Origin of the sequence: Kitasatospora sp. McL0602 (genome assembly GCF_052076145.1) — a bacterium.
In the GTDB taxonomy this organism is placed as follows: Bacteria; Actinomycetota; Actinomycetes; order Streptomycetales; family Streptomycetaceae; genus Kitasatospora.
The window spans coordinates 4,092,899-4,119,120 of record NZ_CP197246.1; the positions used below are offsets into that span (position 1 = coordinate 4,092,899).

Here is a 26,222-nt window from a genome sequence, read left to right on the forward strand (position 1 = left end):
GCATGGAAGACGCGCACGCCACCGCAGCCGCGCACCTGGGAGTGACCTGCACCGGACGCTCCACCTGGGGCTTCGGCGGAAAGACCATCGGCCGCCGCGCCGGCGCGTTCTGGCTGCGTGTCGCCTCCACCTCCCCGAGCAGCACTCGCACGCGAGGCCACGGTATTACTGGCGCCGACGGCCTCGTTCCCAAGGACGTGCCCCGTCCCCATCTCCACGGTGTACTCGACTGGACCGGAGGCGGGCATGGGTACCAGGCCGACCTCCTCGACTACGTCACCGACCCGGTGGTCTCCGACCGGCCTGACCTGGCCACTGATCCCGGCCTGCCCGACTCCTGGTGGCGCAGCCTCCGGAGCGCGGTCGAGACCCTGGCCACCGCCCAGGGCATGCGGACCACCGTCCGTGACGCCTGGATCGAGCGCGCCTTCCCCCAGTACCTTGGCGTCCCGGCCCCTCGGACAGTAGTCGAGCGGGTCACCGGCCACGGCGACTTCCACTGGGCCAACCTCAACGGCCCCACCCTGACCATCCTTGACTGGGAGCGCTGGGGCCTGGTTCCGATAGGCTTCGACGTCGGAATGCTCCACGCCAACAGCCTCCGCGTCCCAGCCGTTGCCGCCCGAATCCGGCGGGACTTCACCGCGGTCCTCGACACCCCGGACGGACGCATCGGCGAGCTAACCGCCCTCGCCGAGATGCTCCAGGCCGTCGCCCGAGGGTTTTACCCGTATCTCGCCGGCCCGCTCGCTAACCGCGCCCGTGAACTGACCGGAGTCGCACCGCCGCAGGGTGCCGCACCCGAACTTGCCGGATGAGCCTTGGACCTTCTGCATAGGGAAGGAGCACGCATGGACCCCGCCACGCGCCGTCTGGCTAGTCACGACGCCGAGGACATCGCGAGCGCGAAGGAGCGAGGCTGGAGCGATCTGGCACCCATCGACGACGCGTACCAGGCGGGCGAGATCACGGCCACCGAGTGGCACGCCGCCGTCCTGGGCGTCATCGAACCGGCCTACCTCAACAGCGACAACCCACGGGCCCAGTCCGGCCACAGCGGCGACCAGATCCGCTGGCGAGAAGCCCGCAGCCTGCTCGTCGACCTGCTCCCACCCCACGGTGGGACGTTCCTCGACATCGGATGCGCCAACGGCCACCTGATGGAGAGCCTGACCGACTGGGCGGCCGAAGCCGGGATCATCATCGAGCCCTACGGGGTAGAGATCTCCACCGCCCTCGCCGACCTCGCCCGAACCCGCTGCCCGCAGTGGGCGCATCGGATCTGGACGGCCAACGCGATGGGCTGGAAGCCTCCACACCGCTTCGACGCCGTCCGTACCGGCGTGGACTACGTGCCAGCGGACCTGCGTGGAGCGTACATGGCCCATCTGCTGGACCATGTTGTCGCCCCGGGCGGCCGATTGATCGTCGGCGTCTACAACGAGGAACGAGACCAGGCCACAACGGAGGATCTGCTGCGGTCCTGCGGCTACACCCCGGCCGGTACCACCACAAGAGATCACCGGCACCCCAAGATCCAGTACAAGGGCCTGTGGCTGGCCAACGCCTGAGCAACAGCAGCAGCGACCGCAGCCCCTTATCCGAACTCGGTCACCAACGTAGGGGCTCGCGCTCATAGAAGAGGCCGCCGGTGGGGCCGCCCTCGGGGAGGGTTGCGAGCCAGACGGGTGTGTCAGCGGCGTCCTCGGGGGTGCGGTCTGTCTCGCCGTAGGCCATGCGGGTGTCCATGCGCCCTGGGGAGGCGGCGTTGACGAGGATGCCGGTGCCGTCGAGTTCAGCGGCGAGGATCTGGGTGAGGGCGTTGAGGCCGGCCTTGGAAACCCGGTAACTCACGTTCCCGGTACCCATGTTGCTTTGTGAGCCGAGGTGGCTGGTGATGTTGACGATGCGGCCGTAACCGTTCTTCGTCATCTCCTGAGTAGCTGCTGCGGCGAGCCGCCAGGCGCCGAGGAGGTTGGTGTCCAGGGTCGCCCGGACGCGCTCGAAGTCGGGGGTTGAGGCGGCTTGGCCGCGGTCGACGGCGACGGCGGCGTTGTTCACCAGGACGTCGAGACGGCCGAGCGGTGCTGCGACATCGGCCACGCATCGGGCGACGCTGGCCGGGTCGGTGACGTCCAGTTCGTGGGAGTGGACGAACAGCCCCTTGCGGCCGAGGGCTTCCGCCGCCTCGCGGCCGGTGAGGCGGTCGCGGGCGCCGAGGACGACCTGCATGCCCTGTTCGGCGAGGCGGGCGGCGATGGCGAGGCCGAGGCCCCGGTTTCCGCCGGAGACGAGGGCCACGCGCGGGGTGGGGTGTGTGGTCATGCGGCCAGTGTGGCGAGCAGCTGGTCGAGGCGCTGGACTTTCGGGTCCTTCGTAGCGAGCGGTAGTTCGGCGCGGGCCGCTGCGGCGCGGTCCGCGTTTCGCTGGGACGGGGCGGCGGTGATGATCGGGATGGCTGTTTCCAGGAGGTGGACGGCGTGGTCGGCGTCGCCGAGGGCAGTGTGGGTCCGGGCGTGCTGGATGGTGTAAGTGGCCAGGTCGCGTCGCTTGGCGACCGGCATAAGGGTCAGCGCGGTGGCGTAGTTGTCCCGAGCGAGGCGCGGCCGACCAAGGTCGGCGTGGCAGGCGGCGGCCTGGGCATAGAACTCCGCCGTGTCGAAGTAGCCGGTCCAGGCGGGATCGTCGTCGCCGGTGGAGGCGCGGCCCATCTGGGTCTCGGCGGCGGCCAGCAGGCGGTCACACTCGGCGCGGTCGCCGCAGGCCGCCGCCGCGCGAGCCTGCCGCAACAGCAGCATGCCCAGGGTGCGGGGGGTGACGGCGCCCGCCCCCTCGACCGCTGCTGCCGCGAGCCTGAGGGCGTCGGCGAACAGACCGTGGTCGTAGCACTGGAGGCTGATCGACTTGATGATGTTGGCGCCCAGCGCGTGGTCGCCGGCGGAATGAGCGGCTCGCAGACCGCTGGTCCAGTACCGCTGGGCCGCGGTGTGGAGTCCGGCATCGAAGGAGGACCACCCGGCGAGACGGGCGAGTTCGGCGCTGAGCCGGAGCAGTCGCCGTCCGACCCGGTCGGTGTAGGACGCCCCCTTGAGGATGCCGGTCACCGTGTCGAGTTCGGCGTCCAGGAGATGGCGGGCCCAGGGGCCGCCGAACGCTGCCTCCATCCGACGTAGCCGGGGTAGGCCGTCCTCCAGGTCCGCGACGAGCTGGCTGTCGATGCGGCCTCCGGTGAGCGCTGCGGTCACCGGTTCGGGATCTCGGGTGAGCCACTGGCCAGCCAGAACGGTCAGGGCTTGGCCGCCGAGCTTCATGAATCCGCGTCGGTCGGGCATGGCGTGCTCCAGGGTGTCGTCCAACGACTGGAGCGTCCCCGCCTTCGTCCAGGGGAAACCGGTACGTACCGGGCCGCCGTCCGGTAACCATCCGGGCCAGCCGAGCCGGTGCACCTCGCGTATCGGCACGCCGATCGCTTCGGCGAGTGCGACCTGGCTCTCGGCGTCCGGCTCGACGCCCCAGTGCTCCCACTTCCACGCCTTGCGTCGGTCCGCCGACCGGCGGGTGGGCTTGGCGACGATGTCCACGACGTCCTGATAGGTCCAGCCGCGTTCGTCGCGCACGACGCTGAGCGGGTGAACCAGCCGCATTGGTGCGCGTAAGCCGGCGGTGCGGTCCATCCCCAACCCCCTGATGTGTTCACCGGATTGTAGCCGGTTCGCCACTGTGTGCTGATGCTACATCTGGGGCGCCTGGGGCCAGAAGACGACAGGAAAACGACAAACCCGCTCTGTTCACAGGGAGTTGATCGGGGGTTAGCTAGTGCTCCCCCCGAAGGGCATCCGGCTGGCCGAAGAGCGGCCGGGTGCCCGGGGGCGGCCGGGGACCACCTCAGTGACCTGTTGCTGACCAGGCCACGCAGCGAGAAGACGTCATGGCGACGGACCACTCGCAGCGATCATCGGGGCGCGACAGCCGGCCGCGCCTACACCCATTCACCGCGTACGCCGCTCCAGCCTGCCGTGCCCTCGTGCCGCCGGGCGGGTCGGGCGTGCCCGAGCCAGGAGGACTCCCATGGTCCGAAGGACCGCCGTTGTGACCGGCGGAGCCGGATTCATCGGCTCCCATCTGTGTGACGCGCTGATCCGCGACGGCTTCGCCGTGGTCTGCGTGGACAACTTCCTGACCGGCAGCCGAGCCAACATCGCGCACCTGGTTGGCGTCGAGTGCTTCGGGCTGGTCGAGCAGGACATCAACGACAAGCTCGCCGTCCCGGATGGGGTGGATGTGGTGTTCCACCTGGCCTCGCCCGCTTCTCCGGCGGACTACCTGCGCCACCCCATCCCGACGCTGTCGGTCGGCTCCATCGGAACGCTGAACGCGCTGGAGCTGGCTAAGGAACAGGGCGCCCGGTTCGTCCTGGCCTCGACCTCGGAGGTGTACGGCGACCCACACCAGCACCCGCAGACCGAAGCGTACTGGGGCAACGTCAACCCGATCGGGCCGCGCAGCGTCTACGACGAGGCCAAGCGGTTCTCGGAGGCTGCCACCGCCGCGTACCGCCGTGAGTACGGAACCAACACCGCGATCGTGCGGATCTTCAACACCTTCGGTCCCCGGATGAGGGCCGACGACGGCCGCGCGGTGCCGGCCTTCGTCACCCGGGCACTCGCCGGACAGCCGCTCCGAGTGACCGGGGACGGCGGCCAGAGCCGTTCCCTGTGCTACGTCGAGGACACGGTCGCCGGGCTACTCGCGGTCGCTGCGAGCGACCAGCCGGGCCCGGTCAACCTGGGCACCGAGGACGAGCGCACGGTCCTTGCCCTCGCCCACCTGGTCCTCGACCTCACCGGCTCCGACGCGGAGGTCGAGTTCACCGCCCTGCCAGAGGACGACCCGGTACGCCGCCGACCCGACACCACCGTGGCCCGCGAGGTGTTCGGCTGGGTGCCGCAGACGGCGATTGAGGACGGCCTGGCCGCCACCGTGGCCTGGTTCACCGAGCAGCTCGCCGCCGGGGCCACCCGGTGAGCGCGCCGACCGCCGCCGACCTCGGCCAGCTCTGGGCGGACGGGTACACCGTCGTCCCGGCCGTGGTCACCGATCCGCTGCTGGAGCGACTGCGCGCCGAAGCCGACGCCCTGGTGGCTGCCTTCGAGAGCGGCCACCGCAGCGAGGACTTCTGGCACTTCACCCGCGATAGCGAGAGCACGCCGGTGCTCTACCGCGTCCACAACCTTGAGCAGCAGCCGGGCGCACCGCTCGCGGCCGGACTGTTCGCCACCGGCCCCCTGCACCACCTCGCCGAGACCATCCTCGGCGGCCCCGCGCAGGCCCGGGTCATCGCCATGATCGTCAAGATGCCTCACCTGGCCGCCGCCGTCCCCTGGCACCGCGACCGCACCGACGCCGCCCCCGGCCGCGCCATCAACCTGAGCCTTTTCCTGGACGACTCCGACGCCTCCAACGGCTGCCTGGAATTCGTGCCCGGCAGCCACCTGCTCGCCGACGACGCCGACGTGGACCAAGTCCGCGACGCCGGGTCCGTCCTGCCGGTCGGCGCGCGGGCCGGCGACGTGGCCGTGCACGACGTGCGGACCGTCCACGCCTCGCGGCCCAACCCCACCGCGCGGCCCCGCCGCAGCCTCGTCATCGAGTTCGTCCCCGACACCACGGAGGCATCATGACCAGCACCGCACCCGCCCACCGCCCGAAGGTCGCCACCATCACGGTCGGCACCAACGAGGCGCGCTGGCTGCCCGCCTGCCTGTCGACCCTCCTCGCCAGCCACACCCCCGACCTCGACCTCACCGTCTGGTACGTCGACAACGCCAGTGCCGACGGCAGCACCGCGCTGGTCCGCGACGACTTCCCCGCAGTGCGGATCATCGAGAACGACGCCAACCTGGGCTTCGCCCGCGCCAACAACGTCGGCATGCGCGCCGCCCTGACCGCAGGCGCCGACTACGTGTTCCTCGTCAACCCCGACACCCGCACCCCGGCCGACCTCATCCACCAGCTGACCGCCTTCATGGAGCAGTGGCCCACCTACGGCATCTGCGGCCCCATGCAGTACACCTACACCGACGCCGACGGTGTGCCCGTCGCCCTGGACGAGCACAACGAGTGGTCGCGCCTCGCGCTGAAGCTGGGCGAGGCCGACGGCTTCGTGGGCGACCGCCCGAACCGCCCCTCCCCGGCCGGCCCCGAGCACGGCCGCGCCCCCGCCACCCTGGAGCACGCCTACGTCCAGGGCGCCGCCCTCTTCGTCCGCGCCCAGGTCCTGCGCACCCTCGGGCTGTTCGACCGGGTCTTCCACACCTACTACGAGGAGACCGACCTGTGCCGCCGGGCCCGCTGGGCAGGCTGGCGGGTCGCCCTCAACGTGGACCTGGGCATCCAGCACTACGGCGGCGGCGGAACCGGCGCGAGCACCTACCGACGCGTGCAGATGCGCCGCAACCGCTACTACTTCCTGCTCACGGACGTCACCTGGACGTGGCCCGCCATCCTCTCGCTGGCCGGGCGGTGGTTGCGCCAGGACCTGGCCGGCCGCTCGGTCGGGGGCGACACGACCCCGGCCCGAGGGTGGGCGGAGACGACCGCCGCCACCTGGTGGCTGCTGCGGCTCGCCCCGACCATCGCGCGGCGCCGCCGCGCCCACCGCCGCCTGCACGCCGGCGGGGGCGCGCGATGAGGGTCCTGTTCGCCGGGGACTTCCACTGGCAGGCCGGATCGGCGCACATGATCGGCGAGTACGTGCGCGCCGCTCCGGCACTGGACTGCGAAGTCGCCCTCGCCGGTCCGCTGTGCCGCCTGGACGACCAGGTCCCCAGCCTGCTGCCGGTCGTCGACGACCTCGCATGGGGCACCCACCTGGTTCTGGTCTTCGAGGGCCGCCAGTTCCTGGACGAGCGGCGGCGGGAGCTGTGCGAGCGCTTCCCGCGCGAGCGCCGGATCGTCCTGGACCCGGACGCCCACTGGGGAGTGCACACCGTCCTCGGCGTGGACGACTCCGCCGGAGCCTACGGCCACCAGCAGTGGCAGCAGCTGTACCGGGACCTGAGCGACGTCATCCTCCAACCGCGCCTCGGTGATCTCCCGGACGGCGCCCGGTTCTTCCCCTACTTCGGGATGCCCAAGCCCGTGCACCGCCCGGAGCGGGCACCGGCAACGACCTACGACCTCCAGTACGTCGGCGCGAACTGGTGGCGCTGGGACGCGCTCGGTGCCCTAGTCGAAGCCGCTCGGTCCGCGCGGCCGTCGTTGACCCGGTTGCGGGTGGCCGGTCGCTGGTGGTCCGGCGACCCCCACCCCGACCACCTCGCCGCCACCGCCAACCGGCCCGGCTGGCTGGCCGAGCACGGCGTGAAGGTCACCGGCCCCGTCCAGTTCGGCCAAGTCCTCACCCAGATGGCGAAGGCAGAGATCACCCCGGTCCTGGCCCGGCCCCTGCTCGCCCACCAGCACCTGCTCACCCCCCGGATGTTCGAGACCGTCGCGGCCGGCACCATGCCCGTCCTGCCGCCCGAACTCGCCTACACCACCGGCCTCTACGGCGAGGAGATCACCCCGTTCATCCTCGGCGAGGAGCCGGCCGAGGACCTCGCCCGGCTCCTGCGGGACGCTCCCGCCAACCGCCAGAGGCTCGGCCGCATCCAGGACGAACTGCGCCGCAGCTTCAACTACCGGCGCGTCCTCGGTCAGCTCCTCGCCTTAACCCACTAGCCCGGGAGACCCACCGTGCCCAACATCCTGATCACCGGCATCACCAGCTGCGAGAGCCGCGGAGTCGAGGCCCTCGCCCGCTCCCTGGCCGCCGCGCTGACCACCACGCCGGACACCACGGTCACCGTCCTCACCCAGACCCCGGACCTGGACACCGAAGCGCTCGCCGGCAGCGGCGCCGACTGCACCGCGGACCCGTTCGTCGTCTCCCGCTCCTGGGCAACCCTGCGGCCAGTCGAAACCGAGCAGCACCGCCGCGAACGCGCCGCCCGCCTGCTCCAGCACACGGACCTGGTCCTCGCCACCGGCGGCGACCTGCACACCTCCGACTACGGCGTCTCCACCCCCTACCTCGCCGTGCTCGACCGGGCCCAGCAACTCGGCATCCCCACCGCGATGGTCGGCCAGTCCGTCGGCCCGTTCACCGACCCCGCAGAACAGGCCGCCTTCACCGCCACCGCCCAGCGGCTCGACCTGCTGACCGTCCGCGAGAGCACCACCCTGGCCTACCTCACCGAACAGCTCGCCCTGGACGACGACAAGGTCCAGCTCGCCGCGGACCCCGCCTTCCTCCTCGAACCGGCCAGCCCCGACCGCACCACGCAGCTGCTCGCCGCCGCCGGCCTGGACACCGGCCAGGAGTACCTGTGCCTGGCACCCAGCCGAGGCGTCACCCGTTACAGCCCGATCACCGACACCCAGCACCTGGACGCGCTGACCCGCCTCGCCGACACGCTGTGGCGCGTTCGCCGCCGACCGCTGGTCCTCGTCCCGCACTGCCACGACTCCCGCGAACACAACGACGACCGCCTCCTGGCCCGGCAGATCGCGGCCCGTCTGCCCGGCGTCCCGGTGCACGTCCTGGACGCCGACGGCACCGGGGCCGGCGACTACAAGGCCGTCCTCGGCGGCGCGGAGCTGGTCATCTCCGAGCGCCTGCACGCCTCGATCGGCGCCCTGTCCAGCGGAACCCCGGCCGTCGCCCTCGGCCACTCCCCGAAGTTCCACGGCGTCCTCGCCGACACCTACGGCCCCGCCGTCCCGGCCGGCGACGTCCACCGCGACATCGCCGCGTTCACCGCCGACCCGGCCGCCGCCGACCACCTCGCCCGCCTGGACACCGAGAAGCTCCGCGACCACCTCGCCGCCCGGCTCCCCACCCAGGTCGCGCTCGCCGAGGCGGACATCGCCCGAGTGCGCGCCCTCCTCAACTCCTGAGCCTCCCAACCCGATCGGAGAACAGCATGGCCCTTCACCTGGTGACCGGCGGGGCCGGATTCATCGGCTCCCACCTCGCCGACCGGCTCCTGGCCGCCGGACACGAGGTCGTCATCCTCGACAACCTCGACGGCGGCAAGAAGGAGAACGTCCCCGACGGCGCGGCCTTCGTCACCGGCTCGATCGCCGACCGCACCACCGTCGACGACCTCTTCGCCAGCCACGCCTTCGACAGCGTCTTCCACTTGGCCGCGTTCGCGGCCGAAGGGATCAGCCACGCCGTCAAGGGCCACAACTACGAGGTCAACGTCCTCGGCAGCATCCACCTGATCAACGCCGCACTGCGCACTAAGGTCCGCTACTTCTCCTACGCCTCCTCCGTCGCCGTCTACGGCACCGGCCGCGTCCCGATGTGCGAGGACGACCACCCGCAGCCCGTCGACAGCTACGGCAACGCCAAGCTCACCATCGAACGCGAACTGGCCATCACCGCGCAGATGCAGGGCCTTCCGTTCAGTGCGCTGCGGATGCACAACGTCTACGGCGAGCGGCAGAACATGGGCGACCCGCTGCGCAACGCGGTAGCGATCTTCCTCAACCAGATCATGCGCGGCGAGCCGATCACCGTGTACGGGGACGGCAGCCAGCGGCGCTCCTTCACCTACGTCCACGACATCGTCGGGTGCTTCCTCGACGCCGCGGACAACCCCCGCCACTGGAACCGGGTGATCAACGTCGGCAGCCAACAGCCGTGCACCGTCCTGGAGATGGCCCACGCGGTGCGCGAGGCGATGGGTGTGCCGGATCACCCGATCCGCCACCTGGCCACCCGTGAGGAGGTCCACGCCGCCTACACCAGCAGCGAACTCGCCCGGATGCTGCTCGGCGGCTGGAAGGACACCCCGCTCGCCGACGGCCTCGCCACCACCGCCGCCTGGGCCAGGGCCCACGGACCGGTCCAGCCCCACTCCGCCCTCGCCCTGGAGACCACCCCCGACACCCAGCCCGAGTGGTACACCACCGCCACCTCCCGGACGGACACGCCGTGACCAAGCCCACCAAGCCCCTCGCTTCGGCCGCCGAGACCATCGCCACCGATGTCGGCGGCGTCCTCTACTACGACGAGCCGTTCGAACTCGTCTGGCTCCAAGGCGTCCTGGAGCTGGTCGGCGAAGCCGACCCGACCCTGACCGTCGAGCAGTTCACCACCGAGATGCGCCGCTTCTACCTCCAGCGGGCCAGCGCCACCGCCAGCCCCGGCCTCTACAGCCCGGCAGGCGCGCACGCCTGGACCAGCGTCCGCCGCCGCTGGACCGACCTTGCGCAGCTGGTTCCCGGAGCCGTCGCCGCCCTGGCCACCCTCGCCGAGCAGCGACCGGTGTGCGTGGTCGCCAACCAGCCCCCTGAGTGCGAGGAGGTCCTGCGCGCCAGCGGCGCCGCCGAGCACCTGGCCCTCGTCGCCCTCGACACCACCGTGGGCATCGCCAAGCCCGACCCCGGCCTGCTCGGCTGGGCCATCGAGCAGCTCGGCTGGAACCCGACCACCACGCTGATGGTCGGCGACCGGCCCGACCACGACGCCGCCCCCGCCCAGCGCCTCGGCGCCCACGCCGCGCTCGTCACCCCGCCCACCGGCTGGAGCGCTCCACCGGGCGTCGACCCTGCACTCCTCGCCGCGTACGAGAAGGTGCGGGCCGAACGCCTGGAGGTCCGCCGGCACCCCGCCGCCGATCACAGCCTGCACGTCCGAGACCTCGCCGACCTGGCCACCCAGCTCGCCGATCGGGCACCGGCCCGGCGCTGGACGGAGGTGCTCCGGTGACCGCACCTCTCACCGTGGCGGTGTGCAGCAACCGGACGGGCCTGCTCCTGGCCGCCCTCGACCGGCTCCCCTGCGTCCTCGGCCCGGACGACCACCTCCTGGTCGTCGTGGACACCACCGCAGACACCACCACCCGGCGGCGCCTCGCCGCGCCCGCCGACCGGCGCACCGTCCTGTTCAACGGGGCCACCATCGGCCTGTCCTACAGCCGCAACCTCGCGCTGAAGGAGGCACCCACCCGGCACGTCGTGTTCGTGGACGACGACATCGTCCCCACCGCCGCCGCCATCGAGAGCCTGCGCACCGCACTCGCCGACGGAGCACATGTGGCCGGCACCCGGATCACCGCCGACCTCCAAGGCCGCCGCACCCCGTGGTGGCTCACCGCCGGGCAACTGCACTACCTCGGCTCCCACCACCCCGACCTGCCCGCCAGTATCTGGGGCGGCTGCTTCGCCCTCGACCGCGACCACACCCGCCTGCTCGGCCTCGACTTCGACAGCCGCCTGGGCCGCGTCGGCACCAACCTGGCCTCCGCCGAGGACACCACGCTCGTACGCCGACTCGCCGCCCACGGCGCGACCACCGCTGTCCTCCACGACACGCCGGTCCGCCACCTGATCCCCGCCCACCGGCTCCGCCCCGGCTACCTCCTCCGCCGCGCCTACTGGCAGGGCCGCAGCGAAGTCCGCCGCCACACCGCCCGCGCCGGCCTGCGCAAGGAGTGGAGACGCAACCGCTCCAGCGGCCCCGGCACGCGCCCCGCCGTGCTCGCCGCCCTCTACACCGGTGCGGTGCTGACCGGCATCGGCCGTGAACTCCTCGACCAGGCCCGGAGGCACCCGTGAAGATCGCCATGCTCAACCCGCCCCACCGGTACGGACAGGACACTCGTCAGTGGATCACCGTCCCGCCACAGGGCTACGGCGGCATCCAGTGGGTGGTCGCCACCCTCATCGACGGACTCCTGACCGCCGGGTGCGAGATCCTCCTGGTCGGCGCCCCGGGCAGCACCGCCCGACCGGGCCTGACCGTCTCCGACGCCACCACCTTCGACACCACCCGGGAGGCGCTGCGCGCCTTCGGTCCGGACGTGGTGCACGACCACACAAACGGCCAACTGCTGCCCGCCGAACCCGACTGGCCCGCCGTCCGCACCCACCACCTCAACGGCGTACCCGAACACACGGCGAACGGCGTCTACCTCTCCCACGCCCAGCGCCGCGCCGCCGCGTCCGCGGACGCGCCGGTCATCCGGCTGCCGGTCAACCCCGACCGCTACACCTACCGGGAGAGGAAGGACGGCATCCTGCTGTTCCTCGGCCGGGTCTCCGTCCACAAGGGCGCCCGGGATGCCGCCGCCTTCGCCCAGGCAGCCGGGCTCCCGCTGAAACTCGCCGGACCGGCATGGGAGCCGGACTACCTGCACGGCATCCTCACCGACTACCCCGGCACCGAGTACATCGGAGAGGTCGGAGGCAGTCACCGCACCAGCCTGCTCGCCGGTGCGGTGGCCCTGCTTGCCCTCTCCCAGCCGTTCGGCGGCCCCTTCGGAGGCGAGTGGATCGAGCCCGGGGCCACCGTCGTCGCCGAGGCCGCCGTCAGCGGCACCCCAGTCATCGCCACCGACAACGGCTGCTTGGGCGAGATCGCCCCGCACGTCGGCATCGCCCTACCGGTCGAGCAGAAGCCCACCGCAGAGGAGGCCGCCAAGATCCTGGCCGGCCTCCCGGCCCCGGAGTACCTCCGCGCCACAGCGGTCGAGCGCTGGGGCCACCACGTGATCGCCGCGAAGTACCTGGAGGTCTACCGCCGTGCTGCTGCGGGCGGTGCCTGGACCTGACCTGAGATCAGCGCGAACGCTGCCCGGCCGCGATCCGCTGCCGGGCAGCCTCGTACAGGACAGCAGTCGTAGCGTTCGCCGCATTCAGCGAACTGGCCGCCCCCGTCATCGGGATGCTCACCGTGAAGTCGCACAGCTCCCGCCACGTGCTGGACAGACCAGTCGTCTCGTTGCCCACCAGCAGCAGCACAGGCTGGGTGAGGTCGAAGTCGAAGACATCGGCGTCGCCCTTCTCGTCCGTGCCCACCAGGACCAGCGGCTGACCGGCGGCACGCTGCTGCTCCACCCACGCCATCACCTCGGTCGGCCCCGGAACCCGGACGGACGGCAGCGAGAACAGGCTGCCCGTGGTCGCCCGCACGGCCTTCGGGTCGTAGACGTCGGCGGCGTGACCCGAGACGATCATCCCGTGCGCCCCGAATGCATCTGCGGACCGGATGATGCTCCCGATGTTGCCCGGCGTGGTCGGCCGGTCGAAGAGGACACCGAGGAAGTCCGGACCTACCTTGATCCGGTTCAGGTCGTCCGCCGGCAACCCGACCACCGCGATCACCTCGGGCGCGCCCTCGGCCTTCTCGCCCAGCTCTGCCAGCAGCTCCGGCGCCATCACGATCCGCTCGGACCGCGTCGTCCGCAGCAGCTCCTGCGCCCAGCCCGACAACTTCCGCCGGTCGTCGTAGAGCAGCGCGTGGATCGGCCAGCCGTACTCCACGGCCAGCGAGATCGGCCGGACGCCCTGCACGAGGAATTCGCCGAGCTGGTTGCGCTTCTTCCGGTTGGTGAGCAGGGCCTCCCACAGCTGGAACTTCGCGTTGCGGGAGGTGATTCGCTGGACCGCTGGCACCTGTCCTCCAAGATGAGCCGACTACCACGATGCGTTCCGACCATGGCGGAGTCCGCACCAGCGCAGTCTGAAACCCTACACCGGCAACGGGGCCCATCGGGGAGGGCGGACTGGCCGTCCGGATCGCCGGGATCGAGCGCGTCATCCCTGCTCTGGCGAGGACCTGGCCGCCAGGGCAGGGCGGTTGCGGACGTCGCGCCGTCGACGGTTGGGCTCGGTCGGGACCGCGCCATGTGCACAAAGATCAATAAGGGTGCCGCAGGACCAATCTCGATCTTGGAATGTGGGTAGCGCCCCATCGCCATTGGGTGACCTTCGCTACACGCCCGCCCCCCGCGTACCACACATTCCGCCTTGTACGATCAGTTGTGGATGAAGCGTGACGGCCGACCCCCGTGCGCCTCAGACGAATGCTCCTGGCTGCAAATGCCTGGCGTGCGAGTATCAGGACGGGCTGGCAGTGAACTGGAGCGAGTATGCGTTGGCGTAGAAGCCCGTCGCAGCGTTCTCTCGTTAAGATGTGCGAGAGGCTGCTTGCCGGTCTCCCCATTCCGACCCCCTTCAGCGTCGAGGCGCTGGTGCGGAATATGGAGACTGCATTGAATCGGCAGATTCAACTTTTGCCGTTGGACGACCCCGACGGAGGCTTGGGCGCCGCTTGCGGGCTCAGGGTAAAAACGCCAGAGTTCACGATCATTCTCTACCGCCGTCGTTCAAGTCGTAATCGCACCGAGCACATCATTCTCCATGAGCTCGCGCATGAATGGCTGGATCACGGGACCTCCCTTACGGCTGCCGAGATCGAGCGGTATGTCCCCAAGCGAGTTCGTGAAGAGGTCCTGCAGCGTTTCCCGTTGGCCCTGGTCCAAGGGCGCGTAGATTTCGGCAGCCCCGAGGAAAAGCAGGCGGAGATTTCAGCCTCACTGATAAAGCGGCTGGCTCGGCGCCAGGCTTTCACCGGGGACGATATGGTCAGCCTGCTGGAGTCCTCGCTCGTGCACCCGGTCGCTCCGCCAAGGCGCGGGCGCTAGTTGCAGTTGGACGGCTCTCGCGACGTGTAATAGCGGCTGTCGCCGCGCAAAAACTTCCCTACCGGCAATTAAGGCCGCATTGACCCGCCTTCCGTGGCGGCAAGATCGTGCGGCCTGCACAGATAGTCATTGGTTTCATGTTCCACTACATTCAATACCTGACGGCGGCAGTAATGACTGTCATCGTAGTGTGGAGATTTCCCGCGGTTCGGTACGGTGACTCCCACCGCAGGGCGCTCTGGGGCGGGTATGCCGGTTTCGCCGTAGCCCTGTGGCTCTATACGCCCGCGGTGATGCATGCGATGGATCGCGTTCCCGTGGTGGATCTGAGCGCCCTGCTGAGGCACTTCGCCAGCACGGCGGCGATCATCGCGGCCCTGACCTATGTCGCCACCAGCTACGGGAAGAGCTCGGAGGCGGTCGTGCCCCGCCACGTGGCAGTCTCCCGTTGGATCGCCCGCGCGTCCTACAAGGTTGGCGCGGTAGGTGTCATTCTGCTCACGGTCCTATTTTTCACCGTGGTGGACCGTCGCACGCCGAGCGAGAATTTCCTCATCGACCACGCCGGACAGTGGGGAGTCGCGGTCTACATGACCGTCTTCTACTTCTTCCCGCTAGTCACGACCGCTATCTGCGGATACCAGTGGACGAGGGCAGCCCGCCAGGCCGAGTGCGCAAGCATGCGTATCGGGCTGAGCCTGATGGGCATTTCGATGTGGATGGGCCTGGTTCATACGTTGGCCCGTATCACCATCCTTTGGTCGGCGGTGGCCTTCCCCATGAGCCCCTCCACTGTGCAGCTGCTCGTTGACGCCACGTCAATATGGATGGACCTGCTTTTCTTGATCGTCGCCGTAGGCGCGAGTATTCCCACTACCCGTGCGGTGGCGGCCCAGTGGAAGAATTGGCGCACCCTCTACGGAATCTATCCTCTCTGGTTCGACCTGGTGGATGCATTTCCTGGCACAAGCCTCTACCCGCCTGGGCGGCGTCTTTCGGAGCTTGTGCAAATTCGTGTCCCCATTGATGTGCGCCTCGACAGATGGACTCAGGATATCGGTGACGCCTGCGAAAAGTTGCGCTACTACGCACCCCGAGAGCTGATGTTCGCTGCGGAGGATTTCACTGCTTCACATCCCGACTCCGAACCAGCCGCAGAGGCGCACTGGATTAAGGCGGCACTCCTGGCCGCTGAGAGCGCGCCGGCCAGTCAGCGGGCCGCCGCCCCTCTGAGAGAGAAGCCGTTCGTCGACACCGACAGTGAGGCGGCATGGCTAGCGCGAGTCAGCAGGGTCTACTCGGAAATCACCATCGAGCAGGCGCGAGATGTTCTCCTGCACTCCGCGACAGTTGAAGACGAGCCGATAGAAAGCCTGTAATCGGCGTCCTGCGATGATTTCGAAGGCCCTGCCGCCCGCGCCGCCCAGAGCGGGCGGCAGGGCGATCTTGAATGGCCCTTGGTAGGTGAGATACAGCACCATCCGCCTTATGAACCGGGCTGGTACCGTTGGAGATGCGGACTCATAGGTCTTGCCTGTCCCGTTAGCGCACCCTGGCCTTTGACGCACAGCTACTGTTGCCGCTCTCTATGCGGCCGGGTCCGTGACGCCGTCCGATCTGGATGCACGTACGAAATCTCAGCAATGGAGTTCCCGCATGTCCCACCGCACCGGCCTCATCCTCGACTTCGGAGGCGTGCTCACCACCCCGCTCCTGCCCGCCGTGCTGGCCTTCGAACAGCGCGAGGGACTCCCGCAGGGTGCCTGCCTCACGGCCCTGTACAAGGACGAGACAGGCGTTCGGATCACCTCCGACCTGGAGCGCGGCGCGGTGAGCCAGACCGAGTGGAACACCTTCGCCGGCAAGATGCTGGGCGTGGCCCCCGACAACCTGATGGGCCGCATCTTCGGCGACCTTCGCCCTGAGCCGCTGCTGATCAACGCGGCTGCTGCGGCGAGGCGCGCCGGGATCAAGGTCGGCATCCTGTCCAACTCGGTGGGGCTCGCGCCATGGGACCTGTACGACGGTTACGAGCTTGAGCGTCTGTACGACGTCGTGGTGATCTCCGAGCACCACCTGATGCGGAAGCCCGACCAGGCCCTTTTCGAGGTCACGCTCAAGATGATGGAGATGTCGGCCGAGCAGTGCATCTTCGTCGATGACACCGAGGCGTACGTTCAGGCAGCAGAGCACCTCGGCCTCGCGGGCGTTCACAACCAGGACCCGAAGCAGACGGTGGCCACTCTCTCCGAGCTGCTCGGCGTGGACCTCAGCGCGTAGTGGCGCGGCCCCGTGTGCGCCCACACCTCGGTGCGGCCAGGGCTCGGCCCTGAAGTTCTGAGGGCATGAACAGCGAAGGGACGGCTGCCCCACCCCAATAGGGGGTGGGGCCGCCGTCCCTTCGCTGTGGCCGGGTGGAACGGCGGCATCGAAGCTCGTGCCGGACCGTTCCGGGCCGGTCGACCATCGGTCGCGTGGCTCTGTTCACGAGAACCGGTTCTGGCACCGCGGTTAGTACAGGGCTCCGACCGGGGCGCGTAGCCACACGCACAGCTGGCGGGGATCGGCGTCGGCGGGCTGGTCGGGGTGTACGACGTACAGGTCCCCGCGCACGGGCTTGCCGCCGGGGGAGGTGCGGGTGAGTGCGGTGTGGACGTGCCGGGCGCCCAGCTGGTGGTCGGTGGTGGTGTGGCGCTTGCGGCACGTGAACGTGGCGAGGTCGCCGTCCACGGCCACGGTTGCGCCTTCGGCCCGGCGGCAGACGGGGCAGCCCAGGGGTAGCCAGCTATCGGACGTGACGATCTTGACGGCGCCCGTCACATGGGCGCTGGCCTCCACCGGGATGGGCTCCACCGACGGGAGCCCGCTGAGCTGCTCTTCGGTCAGGCCGGCGAGCAGCGCGCGCAGGCGCGGGAGGGCATAGCGCAGGGCGGAGGGGCCGGCGACGCCGCCGCCGAGGGCCAGGGGGATGTCCAGTGGCTCGTCCCGGTGCAGGAGGCGGGCCGCCGTACGGGAGGCCGGGTGGGTGCGGTCGCCGATCGGGTGCCCGCCGCTCTCCAGCGCGTGGTGGATGAGCAGGCGCGTGGTGGCAGGTTCCTGGTCCAGGTCTGGCGCGGCATCGAGCAGGGCGGTCACCTCTGCCAGGGTGACCTGTTCCGGCGTTGTGGCGGTGTCCGCGCTGACGGCGTACAGGACGAGCGCGAGAGCCCCGGGGGTGGCCGGCACGGGGGCGACGGCCCAGCCCGGTGCGAGGAGTTGGCCGGCCCTCAGGACCGCCTCACGCCACCGGGTGGGTGAGGTCGAGGGCAGCAGGCGCCCCAGCTCCAGCGGCAACGACACCTCGGTTCGCGGATTCACCCCGTCAATCTAGGCGGTGAGTGGCGACGGCGGAGCGGGAACAGCAGGGTTGATCCCCGGGCTACGGCAGGACGAGGTCCCAGTACCGGGCGGGCACGAGCAGCTGCTCGGCCTGTCCGGCGGTGGTGCGGTCGATGACGGCGACCGCCTCGTCGCGGAGCCGCCGGAGGACCTGCGCATCGGCCGGGGTGGCGGTGGCCGCCCGCAGGCGCCGACCGGCCGTCGGTATCGGCCCAGCTGAGGACCAGCGGGTGGTCTGCCAGTTGAGCCACAACCGGTTCTCGTGAGCAACGCCAGTAGCAGGAACGACGCACGCAGGGCGAACGCTACTCAGGGATCAAGCCTGCGAGGATCACTCCCCGTCCTCTGGCAGCTTGTGTTTCAGTTCCCCGACGAGGGAGTTGATGGTAGCCATCATCTCGGCTGACAGGCCCTCGCTGTTGCCGCGGGCAGCCAGACCGAGGATCCGCCCCCCGCGGATCGAGCCGAGGAAGCGGAGCGATTCCAAGAACTCGCGTGCCGCTGGGCTCACCTCGGCATCATCCTGGAAGAGGGCCGAGTCGACCTGGAGCGCCGAGGCCAGGCCCGCGCGCACAGTGTCAGAAGCCTCGGTTGTGACACCCGTGCGAAGGGCAACGACGTCGTCCGCCGTGACGACCGCCGTGCCTGCGTAGTCATTGACGGCCCGCGCGATTTTCTCGTCGGACGGCGCTTCCTGACCGGGGTACCCGTGCTCCAGAAGGTAGTTGATCTTTTCCCCGACTGTGCGGGGTGCAGATGCCTGGCTGTCGGGCGAGATCTTGGGGCGCACGCCGAACGAGCAGTCCTGGGCGGCCAGCAGCTCCTTCTCGGTCACCCTGTACGCCGTTGCGAGCGGCTGAATGTAGGCATCGGCAAGTCGGCGCCGCCCGGATTCGGCGTTGCTCACGGGCACCCGGCTCGTGCCGATGATTTCGGCGGCCTGAGCCACGCTGAGGCCGGCGTCGCATCTCAGCAGCTGCAGGTCTGGTGGGCCTTCGTAGGGGAACAGGGCGTCCAGCGGCTGACCTAGCGCCGCCGCAAGCGCGGGGAGCTTCTCTCCCTTGGGGAAGTCCTGGCCGTTCTCCCAGCGCGCGACAGTGGGGGCGCTGACGCCCACCGCGTCTCCCAGCTCCTTCTGGCCGAGCTCCATGCCCCGCCGGACAGTGCGGATGCGACTGCCGTCGACCTGACGTGGGGGCACATGAACTCCTGCTGGGCGGCGACCGGGGGCGGTGTGTGAGACCACTGTAGTCCAGGCTTGATACATCCGCGCAAGTAACGTACGTTCCTGTATCGCACCTGGTGGTCGAAACTCGACTCTCCGTGGTGCCAGTCCCTGGAAGACCCCTATCGTGCGGCGTCGTGGCCATTTGTGCAACGTGCCGCAGGGGTAGGTGCCCAGTCGCTGCCGACCGGTCGTGGAGGAGCATCCCTCCCCGCTACCAGCCGTCGCGAACCCAGTGCGACCCGTAGCGGGTTACCGGGTGGACTTGCCACAGGTGTCTACGTATGTTCGTCGTCCGCCGCCGGGCAGCGACCCGGGGAAGAGACAGACCAGCGAGGGGGTGGGGCCAATGCGAGCACACGGGCCCTGACATGTCTCGCCAACGAGAACCGGCGCCCGGGAGCTACCAACTCCCAAGCGCCGGGCCGGCACCCCGAAGGGGGCCGATTCACTACCACGCAGCGGCGGGACTTCTTTGCACGAGATACCGCCGCGCGCTCCTACGAACAACGGAGTATCGCATGCTTGCCATGCCGAGCGGAACCCTGGCCTGCCCAGACGCCGCTGACCGCCAGCACCGCCTCGCAGTCCAGCTCACAGACCTGATACCCGGGGCGACCGCCCTGCAGGTCAGTCTCGCCCACCCTGAGCAGCAGTGGCCGCACCCCCACGCTCGGGCCGCAGATTCGGCCGGGACGCGGATCGTGTTGACCCGCACCAAGGCCAACGTCGCCGCCAGGTGGGTCCTGCGCACCTGGCCGAACGCCGACTGGACCCGGCCGCACACCCTCGACCTCGCTACCGGGCAGCTCGTCGTCGGCGATCTCGACGCCACCCGCCGGAGCCGCTGACATGTCGCGGATCCGACCGGTCAAGCCGGAGGCGTACACCAGCGAGACGCTCGCCGAGCTGACCATCTACGCCGAGCGCACCTTCTTCGGCCTGTCCACCGAGTGCGACGACCGTGGCCGCCACAAGGACCACGCCGCGATCATCTACGGCAAGCTCTGGGTGGTGCGCGCCGACCAGACGCCCGTCGACGTCGAGGACCACCTCATGCAGATGGAGCGGTCGGGGCTGATCCACCGGTACACCGGCTGCGACGGCAAGCGGTACCTCCACTACATCACGTGGGACCGCCACCAGAAGATCGACAAGCCGAGCCTGTCCCGTCTGCCCTCCTGCCCGCACTGCGCTCCGGAGCGGTGCGGCCCGTGCAAGGGCCCCTGCACCCAGCGCACCTCCTCGACAGGTAACCAGCTCGGCCTCGCGTCGGACTCGCTGAACCCTCCCCGATACCTCGCCGAGGACTCGGCGAATGCCCGGGGAACCCTCGCACAGCCCGCAGAGCACCTCCCAGTGGCTCCTGTCGCGGCGCGGTCCGTCCCTGACACCGTCCCCGAGACGCTGCTCGACATCGAGCCGCAGCCCACCGAGGCCGCCAGAAAAGCCGCAGGTCAGGGCGCTGCGGTCAAGAATTCGCGGAAGTCTCCCCGAAACCTCCCGGAGCCCTCGGCGCCTGGATCCAGGATCTTGGATCCTGGATCGTCTTCACCTACGGGGCGGCCAGCGCCCGAGGCGGACGCCGTCTCGGCCAGCCAACTCGTCGGCGAGTACGTCGCCTCCTGCCCCCAACGTCCACCGGGCAGCGTGCTCGGCCATCTCGGCAAGGTCGTCAAGAGCCTGCTGGACGAGGGCATCGACGCCGAGCACGTGCGGGCCGGGCTGCGGCGGTTCGCCGAGATCCAGGGCCACCCGTCCCGGCTGCCGAGCCTGGTGAACGACGCCATGAACTCACGAAACGCCGGTTTGGCCCGGCCGGGATTCCGGCCTAACCTGCCCGCTCACCAGGGGTGGACCAACCCGGTCGACGCCCACGCCGCCTACGCCGAGGAGCTGTGATGCGCACCTACCGCGACCCGCAGACCCTCGCCGACGGCCCGTCGGCCCTCGACCGGATAGCCCGGATCCTCGCCTCCCGGGGCATCGACCACGCCACGGTCGACGCCGTCCCAGACGAGCCGGAGCCGTTCTCGCCGGAGCAAGCGCTGTCCGCCGGGATGCCGCTGCGGTACCGCGACGCGGTGGCCGACCACCCGCTCGTCCTGGCCTGGACCCGGCAGGTCGCCACCCAGGCCGTCGCGCACAGCGCCGGAGCACGCCGCCAGGTCACCACCGGCCCCAGCCTCCTGCTGGCCGGAGTGACCGGCGCGGGCAAGACCCACCAGGCGTACGGCGCGGTCCGGGTACTGGTGGAAGCCGGCATCGGCGTGCGCTGGCGCGCCACGACCGCCGCCGACCTGTACGCCGAACTGCGGCCCAGCTCCGACACCGACGCCGAGCGGGTGCTCGCCGCCTACAGCCGGGTACCGCTGCTGATCCTCGACGACCTCGGGGCAGCCAAGACGAGCGAGTTCGTCGAAGAGCAGACGTACCGGCTGGTCAACCGCCGGTACAACGCGATGCTCCCGACCCTGATCACGACGAACCTGCGGATCAGGGACCTCAAGGCGTATCTCGGCGACCGCGTCACCTCCCGGCTCGCAGAGATGACCACCCGGGTCGAGTTCGAACCGGTCGACCGCAGACGCCTCCAGCGCGCCGCCTGAGCCGCCGCACCGGCCGCGCCCCGAGCGCGCCGCCTCGCCCTTCACCGACCCAGCGCACCTCTCCGCCGACGCCGACCTGCGCGCGGAGAGCGATCGGAGCAACCCCGCATGACCACCACGACCACCCCCGAGCGCTACCGCTCGCTCGGCGACCACACCTGGCACGACCAGGCCGTCTGCCACCCGAGCGAGTACAACCCCGTCGACCCCGACGTGTTCTTCCCCGGGCCGGACGAGACCGCCAAGATCGCCACCGCGCTGTCGCTGTGCGGCCAGTGCCCGGTCCGCCTCGTCTGCCTCGACGCCGCCCTCGAAGGCAACGAGACCCACGGGATTCGAGGCGGACTGACCGAGGAAGAGCGCGAGCCCCTGCACGAGAAGATCGCCAAGCGCCTGGACTACGGCCGGGTCAACGCCACCATCGCCGGGCGGGACATTCACCTCACCTCGGCCGAGCGCCGAGCAGTCGTCCTCGCCGGATACCGGCAGGGCGTCAGCGTCGAGCGCCTTGCCAGGCTGCTGAAGATCACCGAGGACCACGCCCTGAAGCTCTACCGCGAGACCAGCCGCAAGATCCGCAACCGGGAGCTCCAGCAGGAAGCACGCGGCGGCAGCGCGGCGGCAGCCGGCACCGACCTGCGGGCCGACGACTTCGGGACGGCCGCATGAGCACCGCCGCCACCCCCACCAGCGCGCCCGTCACCGGCTGGGACCGGACCGTCGTCATTGCCCTGGGCGCCGCCGGGTGCGCACTGTCCTACGACGCGCTGCAGCAGATGGCGTCAGCCGTCCACGTCCGAGGCTTCCTGACCTACCTCTTCCCGATCATCGTCGACGGGTTCATCGCCTACAGCATCCGGGCGCTGCTGGTGATGCGCGACGCCCCGCTGCGTGCCCGCGCCTACGTGTGGCTGCTCTTCGGAGCAGCCACCGGGACGAGCCTGTGGGCGAACGCGCTGCACGCGGTCAGGCTCAACCAGCAGAGCACCACTTCCGGCCTGCGGCTGGGCGACACAGTGGTCGCCGTGCTGTCCACCATCGCGCCGCTCGCCCTGGCCGGGGCTGTGCACCTCTACATCCTCCTCGCCCGCGGACCGGTCAACCCGGCCGACCGACATGGCCGGACCCACCGAAACACCGAAGGCGACCTCGGTCAGACCGGTGCCGCCGCCGCACTGACCGAGCCGGTGACCGAACTGACCGACATCGCGGACAACGCCCTGGCGGCCACCGGTCACCTCGGCCGGTCGGTCAGCGCGGTCACCGGCCCGGCGGTCACTGACCGGGCGGTCCGGCCGGAGCTGACCGAGGCCGAGCCGGTCACAGTGACCGAGGCGGCTGACCAGGGCGGTCAGCCGGAAGACACCCGGTCGGTCAGCGCGGTCACCGGCCCGGCGGTCACTGACCGGGCGGTCCGGCCGGAGCTGACCGAGGCCGAGCCGGTCACAGTGACCGAGGCGGCTGACCAGGGCGGTCAGCCGGAAGACACCCGGTCGGTCAGCGCGGTCACCGGCCCGGCGGTCACTGACCGGGCGGTCCGGCCGGAGCTGACCGAGGCCGAGCCGGTCACAGTGACCGACGCCACCAACCCGACGGTCAGCTCGGTTAACACCCCACCGGTCACCGACCGGACAGTCGCGGACCGGTCAGACGACCGGGACACCGAGGAGCTGCTGGAGATCGCCAACAAGGCAGTCCAAGAGGCGAACAACCGGCTGACCCGCCAGATCGTCGCCCAGGCGATACGCGGCTCCAACCGCACGCTGTCCAGCGACACGCTCACCCAGCTGATGGCCCAACTCCGCGAACAGCAGCGCCAGAACCAGCTCGCCACCGCCAACCGGGACTGACCGGGACCGACCGGCCGGGGTGACCGACGAATCACCCCGGCCGGTCACCCACCCACCCCGACACAGAACCCGTCCACCGAACCGGAGCCCCAGCCATGCGCACCACCCCCACCACCTGGACCGAGGCGGACTCCTGGCTGACCGTCCTGCACCAGCGCGGCCACCTCCACCGCGTCGAAACCGGCACCGACGGCACCCGGACCGTCCAACGAGGCCGGCACTCCCGCCCCTGGACCCTCCACCACCCCGTCCTGGCCATCGACTGGATCGAGGACCTCGTCCGCGACGTCCAGCAGCGGGACACGGAGACGAGCCGGTGACGGGCACCGACCAGGACGGCATCACCCCGGCACCGGTCAGTGACCGTGATCAGGCTCCTGGCGGAGCAAGTTGTGGGGTAAGGAGTCCTTACCCCGCCCCCGCCCCGAAGGGGGCGGAGGCTCCCCGGTCGTCGGCAGACCCAGGGGGGCCTGCCGACGACCGGGGAGTCGGCCCAGGGGTGCCGACGGAAGGGGAGGAGCAGCAGAACCTGCCGGACGCCGAAGCCGTCCGTGCCGCCACCCGCCGCCGCCTGCGCCAGCCCGTCCCACGCACCAACCGCGTCTGCCCCCGCTTCAGCGACCCCGAGTGGTCCCTCCTCCAGCGCGCCGCCGATCAGGCCGGCCTCGCCCCCGGCGGCTACACCGCAGCCGCGGTGCTCGCTGCCGCCGCGAGCGCCGACCCGAACGCTGCCGTCGCCGACTACCGGCGCGGTATCCAGGAACTCATGGAGTCCAACCGACAGCTCGGCGCCGTCGGCAACAACCTCAACCAGGTTGCCTTCTACCTGAATTCGGGTGGCCAGCCAGCCGCCGACCTGAGGCAGCTCCTGCAGCGTGTCGAAGCCTCCATCGCCGCAGTGGACGGCGCGGTCGCCTGGATGGTGCGCCGGTGATCCCCAAGATCCGCACCGGCAGCGGCGGCACCTACGGCTTGGTCCGCTACCTCTTCGGGCCGGGCAAGCGGGACGAGCACACCGACCAGCACCTCGTGGCGAGTTGGAACAACTTCGCCCCCGACCCCGGACGCAACCCTCACCACACCATCGCCCAGCTCGCCGCCCAACTCGACCAGCCCGTCAAGGCCGTCGGCAGCCGTGCCCCCGACACCACCATCTGGCACTGCTCGGTACGCGCCGACCCCGGCGACCGCCACCTCGACGACAACGACTGGGCGAACATCGCCCGCCGCATCGTCCACGCCACCGGCATCGCTCCCGAAGGCGACACCGCAGCCTGTCGCTGGGTCGCCGTCCGCCACGCGCCGGACCACATCCACATCGCCGCCACTCTGGTCCGCCAGGACGGCCGTCTTGCCGGACTCTCCTTCGACCGCCGCAAGGCCCAGGCCGAGGCCCGCCGTATAGAGAAGGACTACGGCCTGCGTCAACTCACCCCCGGCGACGGCACCGCAGCCAAGACCCCCACCAGCCAGGAGCGCTTCAAGGCCGAGCGCATCGGCCGCACCGAAACCCCGCGCGAGACGCTGCGCGAGGCCGTCCGCCAGGCCGTCGCCGGAGCCGCCACGGAAGAGGAGTTCTTCTCCCGCCTGCGCGAGGCGGGCCTGCGGGTGAAACTCCGTCACGCCCCCAGCGGCGACGTGCTCGGCTACAACGTGGCCCTGCCCGGCGACCGCAACCGTGACAGCGAACCGGTCTGGTTCGCCGGGTCGACCCTCTCCTCAGACCTCTCACTGCCACGGATCCGCCGCCGCCTGACCGACGGGCCCGTCGACAGCGCAACGCCCAGCACCAGTACCGGCCGCTCCGCTCCCGCCCGGCACCGACGGGACGCCGCCGGCATCGCCGAGCGCGCCGCCGCCGTGCTCAACGACGGCGACGACGAAGCCGCAGCCCAGCTCGTCGGCACCGGTGAACTCCTCGACGCGCTCGCCCAGACCTCCCCGGCGGTCAGCCGCACCGAACTGCGAGACGCAGCCCGCGCCTTCGAACGCGCCACCCGCAGCCACGTTCGCGCGGAGAACGCCGACATCCGTGCTTTGCGCTCGGCCGCCCGAGGAATAGTCCACGCCGGCACGGCGCTGGGACGTGGGGAGGACGGCGGTGCCACCGCCATGGTCCTCTCCACCCTGGTCCTAGTCGCGATGGCCGCCGCCCGCTGGCACTCGGCCCGGGGGCACGCCCAGCAGGCAGCGGCCTCACAGCAGGCGGCCGACCACCTGCGCGCCGCCTACCGGCACACCGCCGCCAGTCCGGTCCGGGCGATGCGTGAGATGGGCCAGGCCCTGCCAGAGCCCGAGCGCCGTCGCCACGACGCCACCATCCGAGCCGCCCTCGGCGAACCGGAGAACCGCACCGGCACGACCGGTCGGCACGACGCACTGGCGGCGACCCTCGCCGAGGCCGAGAAGGCCGGCCACGATCCGAAGGCCCTTATGGAGGAAGCCACTTCCTGGCGGGAACTCGACACCGCGCGCGACACCGACGACGTGCTGGTCTGGCGTATCCGCCGCATCGCCAACCTGCCCTCCTCGCCCACCGGCACCGACAGGCCCAAGGCCAGCACGACCCGCGCCAAGGCGGCACCCGCCCGCCGGGGCACCCGGGCCGATGCCTCGTCCGCAGCCCGTCCGACCGCCGACACCCGCCGACCCGGCCCCCGGCGCTGACCAACCGGTCCGC

Annotated in this window: 28 protein-coding genes; 22 read left to right on the forward strand and 6 right to left on the reverse strand. The window is 70.5% G+C overall.

Translation table 11 applies throughout. From position 1 onward, the window contains the following. The first annotated feature begins 2 nt into the window (after positions 1-2). Both ACR68M_RS18645 and ACR68M_RS18650 read left to right on the forward strand, forming a co-directional pair. The gene (locus ACR68M_RS18645) at positions 3-818 is read left to right on the forward strand and encodes a hypothetical protein (RefSeq protein ID WP_441245226.1); all 816 of its coding nucleotides are present in this window, start codon (positions 3-5) and stop codon (positions 816-818) included. 33 nt (positions 819-851) lie between these two features. Beyond that, complete coding sequence (locus tag ACR68M_RS18650) at positions 852-1,571, forward strand: class I SAM-dependent methyltransferase (RefSeq protein ID WP_441245227.1); 720 nt, start codon at positions 852-854, stop codon at positions 1,569-1,571. A gap of 40 nt (positions 1,572-1,611) precedes the next feature. On the opposite strand, the gene ACR68M_RS18655 is transcribed toward ACR68M_RS18650, so the two are convergent. After that, positions 1,612-2,325 carry an SDR family NAD(P)-dependent oxidoreductase gene (locus ACR68M_RS18655; RefSeq protein WP_441245228.1) on the reverse strand — a complete coding sequence of 238 codons (714 nt, stop codon included), beginning with the start codon at positions 2,323-2,325 and terminating at the stop codon, positions 1,612-1,614. Further along, positions 2,322-3,617, reverse strand: a complete 1,296-nt coding sequence (locus ACR68M_RS18660) for a hypothetical protein (RefSeq protein ID WP_441245229.1) — start codon at positions 3,615-3,617, stop codon at positions 2,322-2,324. Before ACR68M_RS18660 ends, ACR68M_RS18655 begins: the two co-directional genes overlap by 4 nt. Before the next feature lie 451 nt (positions 3,618-4,068). Here ACR68M_RS18660 and ACR68M_RS18665 point away from each other — a divergent pair, with 451 nt between their 5' ends. Genes ACR68M_RS18665 through ACR68M_RS18705 form a run of 9 tightly spaced genes read left to right on the forward strand, consistent with a single transcriptional unit; the run spans position 4,069 to position 12,605 of the window. Further along, positions 4,069-5,025 (forward strand): NAD-dependent epimerase/dehydratase family protein, encoded by a 957-nt coding sequence (locus ACR68M_RS18665; protein WP_441245230.1) that lies wholly within the window; start codon positions 4,069-4,071, stop codon positions 5,023-5,025. Continuing rightward, entirely contained in the window at positions 5,022-5,681 is a 660-nt protein-coding gene (locus ACR68M_RS18670) for a phytanoyl-CoA dioxygenase family protein (RefSeq protein WP_441245231.1), read from the forward strand. Before ACR68M_RS18665 ends, ACR68M_RS18670 begins: the two co-directional genes overlap by 4 nt. Then, the gene (locus ACR68M_RS18675) at positions 5,678-6,691 is read left to right on the forward strand and encodes a glycosyltransferase family 2 protein (protein WP_441245232.1); all 1,014 of its coding nucleotides are present in this window, start codon (positions 5,678-5,680) and stop codon (positions 6,689-6,691) included. Before ACR68M_RS18670 ends, ACR68M_RS18675 begins: the two co-directional genes overlap by 4 nt. Continuing rightward, positions 6,688-7,722 carry a glycosyltransferase family protein gene (locus ACR68M_RS18680; protein ID WP_441245233.1) on the forward strand — a complete coding sequence of 345 codons (1,035 nt, stop codon included), beginning with the start codon at positions 6,688-6,690 and terminating at the stop codon, positions 7,720-7,722. Before ACR68M_RS18675 ends, ACR68M_RS18680 begins: the two co-directional genes overlap by 4 nt. A gap of 15 nt (positions 7,723-7,737) precedes the next feature. Next, positions 7,738-8,940 carry a polysaccharide pyruvyl transferase family protein gene (locus ACR68M_RS18685; protein WP_441245234.1) on the forward strand — a complete coding sequence of 401 codons (1,203 nt, stop codon included), beginning with the start codon at positions 7,738-7,740 and terminating at the stop codon, positions 8,938-8,940. Positions 8,941-8,966: 26 nt separating this feature from the next. Next, complete coding sequence (locus ACR68M_RS18690) at positions 8,967-9,989, forward strand: NAD-dependent epimerase/dehydratase family protein (RefSeq protein WP_441245235.1); 1,023 nt, start codon at positions 8,967-8,969, stop codon at positions 9,987-9,989. Further along, complete coding sequence (locus ACR68M_RS18695) at positions 9,986-10,762, forward strand: HAD family hydrolase (RefSeq protein ID WP_441245236.1); 777 nt, start codon at positions 9,986-9,988, stop codon at positions 10,760-10,762. The genes ACR68M_RS18690 and ACR68M_RS18695 overlap by 4 nt, the downstream gene beginning before the upstream one ends. Continuing rightward, positions 10,759-11,610, forward strand: coding sequence for a glycosyltransferase family 2 protein (locus ACR68M_RS18700; protein ID WP_441245237.1), 852 nt, complete (start codon positions 10,759-10,761; stop codon positions 11,608-11,610). The genes ACR68M_RS18695 and ACR68M_RS18700 overlap by 4 nt, the downstream gene beginning before the upstream one ends. Continuing rightward, complete coding sequence (locus tag ACR68M_RS18705) at positions 11,607-12,605, forward strand: glycosyltransferase family 4 protein (protein WP_441245238.1); 999 nt, start codon at positions 11,607-11,609, stop codon at positions 12,603-12,605. Before ACR68M_RS18700 ends, ACR68M_RS18705 begins: the two co-directional genes overlap by 4 nt. A gap of 7 nt (positions 12,606-12,612) precedes the next feature. On the opposite strand, the gene ACR68M_RS18710 is transcribed toward ACR68M_RS18705, so the two are convergent. Continuing rightward, positions 12,613-13,449, reverse strand: a complete 837-nt coding sequence (locus ACR68M_RS18710) for a TrmH family RNA methyltransferase (RefSeq protein ID WP_441245239.1) — start codon at positions 13,447-13,449, stop codon at positions 12,613-12,615. 518 nt (positions 13,450-13,967) lie between these two features. Here ACR68M_RS18710 and ACR68M_RS18715 point away from each other — a divergent pair. The 3 genes from ACR68M_RS18715 to ACR68M_RS18725 all read left to right on the forward strand — a co-directional run bounded on the left by ACR68M_RS18715 (position 13,968) and on the right by ACR68M_RS18725 (position 16,760). Further along, positions 13,968-14,480, forward strand: a complete 513-nt coding sequence (locus ACR68M_RS18715) for a hypothetical protein (protein WP_441245240.1) — start codon at positions 13,968-13,970, stop codon at positions 14,478-14,480. A 137-nt stretch (positions 14,481-14,617) separates the two neighbouring features. After that, positions 14,618-15,859: an MAB_1171c family putative transporter gene (locus ACR68M_RS18720; protein WP_441245241.1), complete on the forward strand. Its 1,242-nt coding sequence runs from the start codon at positions 14,618-14,620 to the stop codon at positions 15,857-15,859. Positions 15,860-16,136: 277 nt separating this feature from the next. After that, entirely contained in the window at positions 16,137-16,760 is a 624-nt protein-coding gene (locus ACR68M_RS18725; RefSeq protein WP_441245242.1) for an HAD-IA family hydrolase, read from the forward strand. Between the two features lie 231 nt (positions 16,761-16,991). Here the strand turns inward: ACR68M_RS18725 and ACR68M_RS18730 are convergent, their stop codons facing one another. From ACR68M_RS18730 to ACR68M_RS18740, 3 genes are all read right to left on the reverse strand, one after another. Then, on the reverse strand, positions 16,992-17,837 hold the full coding sequence (locus tag ACR68M_RS18730; RefSeq protein ID WP_441245243.1) for a hypothetical protein: 846 nt from the start codon (positions 17,835-17,837) through the stop codon (positions 16,992-16,994). 61 nt (positions 17,838-17,898) lie between these two features. Continuing rightward, positions 17,899-18,111: a hypothetical protein gene (locus tag ACR68M_RS18735; protein ID WP_441245244.1), complete on the reverse strand. Its 213-nt coding sequence runs from the start codon at positions 18,109-18,111 to the stop codon at positions 17,899-17,901. Positions 18,112-18,189: 78 nt separating this feature from the next. Then, entirely contained in the window at positions 18,190-19,008 is an 819-nt protein-coding gene (locus ACR68M_RS18740) for a helix-turn-helix domain-containing protein (protein ID WP_441245245.1), read from the reverse strand. Between the two features lie 605 nt (positions 19,009-19,613). Here ACR68M_RS18740 and ACR68M_RS18745 point away from each other — a divergent pair. From ACR68M_RS18745 to ACR68M_RS18780, 8 genes are all read left to right on the forward strand, one after another. Beyond that, entirely contained in the window at positions 19,614-19,934 is a 321-nt protein-coding gene (locus tag ACR68M_RS18745) for a transcriptional regulator (protein WP_441245246.1), read from the forward strand. Position 19,935: 1 nt separating this feature from the next. Further along, positions 19,936-20,985: a hypothetical protein gene (locus ACR68M_RS18750; protein ID WP_441245247.1), complete on the forward strand. Its 1,050-nt coding sequence runs from the start codon at positions 19,936-19,938 to the stop codon at positions 20,983-20,985. After that, entirely contained in the window at positions 20,985-21,692 is a 708-nt protein-coding gene (locus ACR68M_RS18755; protein WP_441245248.1) for an ATP-binding protein, read from the forward strand. Before ACR68M_RS18750 ends, ACR68M_RS18755 begins: the two co-directional genes overlap by 1 nt. Positions 21,693-21,800: 108 nt before the next feature. Further along, entirely contained in the window at positions 21,801-22,361 is a 561-nt protein-coding gene (locus tag ACR68M_RS18760) for a WhiB family transcriptional regulator (RefSeq protein WP_441245249.1), read from the forward strand. Next, positions 22,358-23,542, forward strand: coding sequence for a DUF2637 domain-containing protein (locus ACR68M_RS18765; protein ID WP_441245250.1), 1,185 nt, complete (start codon positions 22,358-22,360; stop codon positions 23,540-23,542). Before ACR68M_RS18760 ends, ACR68M_RS18765 begins: the two co-directional genes overlap by 4 nt. 95 nt (positions 23,543-23,637) lie before the next feature. Further along, the gene (locus ACR68M_RS18770; RefSeq protein WP_441245251.1) at positions 23,638-23,862 is read left to right on the forward strand and encodes a hypothetical protein; all 225 of its coding nucleotides are present in this window, start codon (positions 23,638-23,640) and stop codon (positions 23,860-23,862) included. 179 nt (positions 23,863-24,041) lie between these two features. Continuing rightward, positions 24,042-24,476: a MobC family plasmid mobilization relaxosome protein gene (locus ACR68M_RS18775; RefSeq protein WP_441245252.1), complete on the forward strand. Its 435-nt coding sequence runs from the start codon at positions 24,042-24,044 to the stop codon at positions 24,474-24,476. After that, the gene (locus ACR68M_RS18780; protein WP_441245253.1) at positions 24,473-26,209 is read left to right on the forward strand and encodes a relaxase/mobilization nuclease domain-containing protein; all 1,737 of its coding nucleotides are present in this window, start codon (positions 24,473-24,475) and stop codon (positions 26,207-26,209) included. Before ACR68M_RS18775 ends, ACR68M_RS18780 begins: the two co-directional genes overlap by 4 nt. The last annotated feature ends 13 nt before the right edge of the window (positions 26,210-26,222 follow it).

What these genes read in the sequence shown, in the direction of transcription:
- ACR68M_RS18645 (WP_441245226.1), top strand. Translation starts at nt 3, where the DNA reads ATGGAAGACGCGCACGCCACCGCAGCCGCGCACCTGGGAGTGACCTGC.
- ACR68M_RS18650 (WP_441245227.1), top strand. Translation starts at nt 852, where the DNA reads ATGGACCCCGCCACGCGCCGTCTGGCTAGTCACGACGCCGAGGACATC.
- ACR68M_RS18655 (WP_441245228.1), bottom strand. Translation starts at nt 2,325, where the DNA reads ATGACCACACACCCCACCCCGCGCGTGGCCCTCGTCTCCGGCGGAAAC.
- ACR68M_RS18665 (WP_441245230.1), top strand. Translation starts at nt 4,069, where the DNA reads ATGGTCCGAAGGACCGCCGTTGTGACCGGCGGAGCCGGATTCATCGGC.
- ACR68M_RS18675 (WP_441245232.1), top strand. Translation starts at nt 5,678, where the DNA reads ATGACCAGCACCGCACCCGCCCACCGCCCGAAGGTCGCCACCATCACG.
- ACR68M_RS18680 (WP_441245233.1), top strand. Translation starts at nt 6,688, where the DNA reads ATGAGGGTCCTGTTCGCCGGGGACTTCCACTGGCAGGCCGGATCGGCG.
- ACR68M_RS18690 (WP_441245235.1), top strand. Translation starts at nt 8,967, where the DNA reads ATGGCCCTTCACCTGGTGACCGGCGGGGCCGGATTCATCGGCTCCCAC.
- ACR68M_RS18715 (WP_441245240.1), top strand. Translation starts at nt 13,968, where the DNA reads ATGTGCGAGAGGCTGCTTGCCGGTCTCCCCATTCCGACCCCCTTCAGC.
- ACR68M_RS18720 (WP_441245241.1), top strand. Translation starts at nt 14,618, where the DNA reads ATGTTCCACTACATTCAATACCTGACGGCGGCAGTAATGACTGTCATC.
- ACR68M_RS18725 (WP_441245242.1), top strand. Translation starts at nt 16,137, where the DNA reads ATGTCCCACCGCACCGGCCTCATCCTCGACTTCGGAGGCGTGCTCACC.
- ACR68M_RS18740 (WP_441245245.1), bottom strand. Translation starts at nt 19,008, where the DNA reads ATGGAGCTCGGCCAGAAGGAGCTGGGAGACGCGGTGGGCGTCAGCGCC.
- ACR68M_RS18745 (WP_441245246.1), top strand. Translation starts at nt 19,614, where the DNA reads ATGCCGAGCGGAACCCTGGCCTGCCCAGACGCCGCTGACCGCCAGCAC.
- ACR68M_RS18750 (WP_441245247.1), top strand. Translation starts at nt 19,936, where the DNA reads ATGTCGCGGATCCGACCGGTCAAGCCGGAGGCGTACACCAGCGAGACG.
- ACR68M_RS18755 (WP_441245248.1), top strand. Translation starts at nt 20,985, where the DNA reads ATGCGCACCTACCGCGACCCGCAGACCCTCGCCGACGGCCCGTCGGCC.
- ACR68M_RS18760 (WP_441245249.1), top strand. Translation starts at nt 21,801, where the DNA reads ATGACCACCACGACCACCCCCGAGCGCTACCGCTCGCTCGGCGACCAC.
- ACR68M_RS18765 (WP_441245250.1), top strand. Translation starts at nt 22,358, where the DNA reads ATGAGCACCGCCGCCACCCCCACCAGCGCGCCCGTCACCGGCTGGGAC.
- ACR68M_RS18770 (WP_441245251.1), top strand. Translation starts at nt 23,638, where the DNA reads ATGCGCACCACCCCCACCACCTGGACCGAGGCGGACTCCTGGCTGACC.